At 35.9% G+C, this 2,776-nt stretch carries 1 protein-coding gene; it reads left to right on the top strand.

What is annotated here, in order from left to right:
• Window positions 1-31 precede the first annotated feature (31 nt).
• Window positions 32-2,674 carry a PL29 family lyase N-terminal domain-containing protein gene (locus BHV72_RS07095; RefSeq protein WP_286855485.1) on the top strand — a complete coding sequence of 881 codons (2,643 nt, stop codon included), beginning with the start codon at window positions 32-34 and terminating at the stop codon, window positions 2,672-2,674.
• The last annotated feature ends 102 nt before the right edge of the window (window positions 2,675-2,776 follow it).

Below are 2,776 nucleotides of genomic sequence, written 5' to 3'. Positions count from 1 at the left end.
AATATATTATTAATGTAATTTTTAAGTAGTTATGAAAAGAAAATTTGTAAAAGTGATGTTCTTCGGGGCGTTGGCACTTTCTACTGTCACCTATGTAGGCTGTAAGGACTACGATGATGACATTGACAATCTGCAAACACAGATTGACGCAAACAAAGCTAGCATTGCCGAGTTACAGAAGTTTGTAAAAGAAGGTAAATGGGTAACTAATGTTGAAGACATTACCGGTGGATTTAAAATAACTTTTAATGATAATAAAAGTTATTCTATCACAAGCGGTAAGGATGCTACTCCAACGACAATCAAGATTGATCCGGTAACAAAGAACTGGATTGTCAATGGCAATGACCTAGGTATTTGTGCTGAAGGTAAAAAAGGTGATGCGGGAGTAGGAACTCCGGGTAAAGATGGATATGCACCGCAAATTTCTGAAGATGGATATTGGATAGTTTGGGATGCAGAAGACGAAAAACCTAAAAAAACAAATGTTAAAGCTGCTACAGATATCTATGTAAGTGCTGACGCTAGCAATCCATTGGTTTGGGTATTGAATATTCTCAATAAGGAAACAGGAGAATGGGAAAAGGTTTCTATGCCGAAATCTGCTCGTATCACTGGTATGAGTGTGCTCGGTGTAACAGCGGCTGGTACTGTTGATTTAAGCTCTCCACAAGCTGAAGCAACTCTGTATTATCATAAAGCAACCGCAGACATCAAATTTAATGGAAATGATAAATTTAAGAAAGCAGGTGATTTACTTATTGCCAGAGGTGGTAGTAAGATTCACGCTTTGATTAATCCGGTGAATCTGAAAGCTGCAGATATTCAGGCTTACGAAATCGGTCTGACAGATTCTAAAGGTAATACTAGCTTTGTTGTAGCTAATATTGCAGATAATTTTAGTGTAGATGCTTTGACTCGTGTAGCAGACCCAGAAAAAGAACCTACTGCTAACAAAGGCGTTTATGATTTGACTCTTAGATTTGCAGAAGGAGTAACTGATACAGAATTGGAGGCTTTGAAGGAGAATACTGCTTATGCTCTTACAACAAAAGATGCATGGGGTAATGAAATCATTTCCGGATATGACGTAAAGGTTAAGGCTAAAGCTACTACAGATAGTGACCAACCGGAAGTATCTATTTCTGGTCCTAGCGAAACCTTGACTTATCAAGAAACCTATAAATTGGATGAACTGTTCGGCAGTCAATTGGATAATGTGGTAGCTTACTATTATGAAGTTGCTAAAAATGAAAATATAGAGTTCAAGAAAGATCTTAATACAATTAAAGCGAATAAAGAAACTGAAGCAGAAGTTACCGTTCACTATCTTACTGTTGCTGGAGAAGTAAAGGAACAGAAGGTGACTTTGACATTCCAATATAAGGTTGAAAAAGCTGAGATCAAGGATATGACTTGGGTTGTAGATGGTAAAAAGGTTACAGCTACTTCTGAAATTGTTGGTCCATCAGTAGAAGTTATCAAAGAAAAAGTCGACTTAAGCAGTCCTATAAAAACATCTATTGCTTATACTGACGGTCAGATAACAATCAATGGAGTAGAGGAAGAATACAAAGGTGGCATTGCATTGGCATTGGTAGGTCTGGATAAAGACAACAAGAAAGTCTCTAATTTGAGTAGTGATAAAGATAAGATTACTAAGTTTGTAATCGAAGCTACATTCACACCTGCAACAGTTGCTGCTGTACCTCATACTGCAACAGTTCAATTCAAGAACGCTGACTCTGATGCCAGCTTAGGTAATGAATTCTTATATGAAACGACATTCAAGATTACTGTAGATCAGCAGAATGATAAATTATTCGTCTTTAAGCGTGCAACCGGTTACTTCTTTGCAGGTAATATTGCCAAAGCTTACGGTACAGTACCTACTGCTGTTACACTTGATAATAATGCTGATGCTACAAAAATTAGCTTCGATCTTTATACATTGTATCAAGACGGTTCTATAACAAAAGAGTATAAAGATAATATCACATTCACAGAAGATAAGCCTTATAGACTGAACAACAAGAACAAGGAATATGCTCCTGCATGGCTTACTGAGGAAGTAAATAACACTCCAACAAAGAAATCAGAAATTAAGGTATTCCCTTATGTTTCTGACCAAGCAAAAGATCAAAATTGGGGTGGTGCTTATACAGGCCGTGATATTACTGTGTCTTATGCACCGTTCGGAAATAATCGTTTGAATGCTATTACAGATAAATTTAATCTGACAATATTATCTGAAATCTATGAAGGTAGTTTCAAGTATACGAAAGAAGATGAAAATGAAGTTGTTATAGGAACAAAAGATAATCCGTATATAATCAAAGGAAATGCTACTGAAATAGAGATATTAGAAGATGATTTCGAAAGACTTGATGCTTCTGGTAATACTTATACATTCAGCAGCAATAAAATCAAGAAGGTTACTGTTGAACCGGATGAAAATGCGAAAACTTATCTGACAGTTAGTGAAGCATTTGCAAGTGAAGGTGAAGGACCAGATAATAGTAATAAAATTACTATATCTAAGAAGGCTGATGCTGCAATAATCGCTGAGGCTGTTCCTTGTCAAGTAAGTATTAATATTCTTGACAAATGGGGTAGAACGAAAAAGGCAATAATCTATGTTAAGGTAATGGATCTAAATACTCCTACTGAGTAAATAACTTATAATTGAGAGGCATCCTAATTCTCTTTGAGACTAGAGATGCCTTCTCTTTACAAGTTTTATTATACGAGACAATAAATTCTTTAAAAGAAATAT

This window comes from Bacteroides sp. 43_46, from assembly GCF_001915455.1.
In the GTDB taxonomy this organism is placed as follows: domain Bacteria; phylum Bacteroidota; class Bacteroidia; order Bacteroidales; family Bacteroidaceae; genus Bacteroides; species Bacteroides caccae.
The sequence above is the reverse complement of the archived record's forward strand: the minus strand, read 5'-3'. Positions and strand labels throughout refer to the sequence as shown.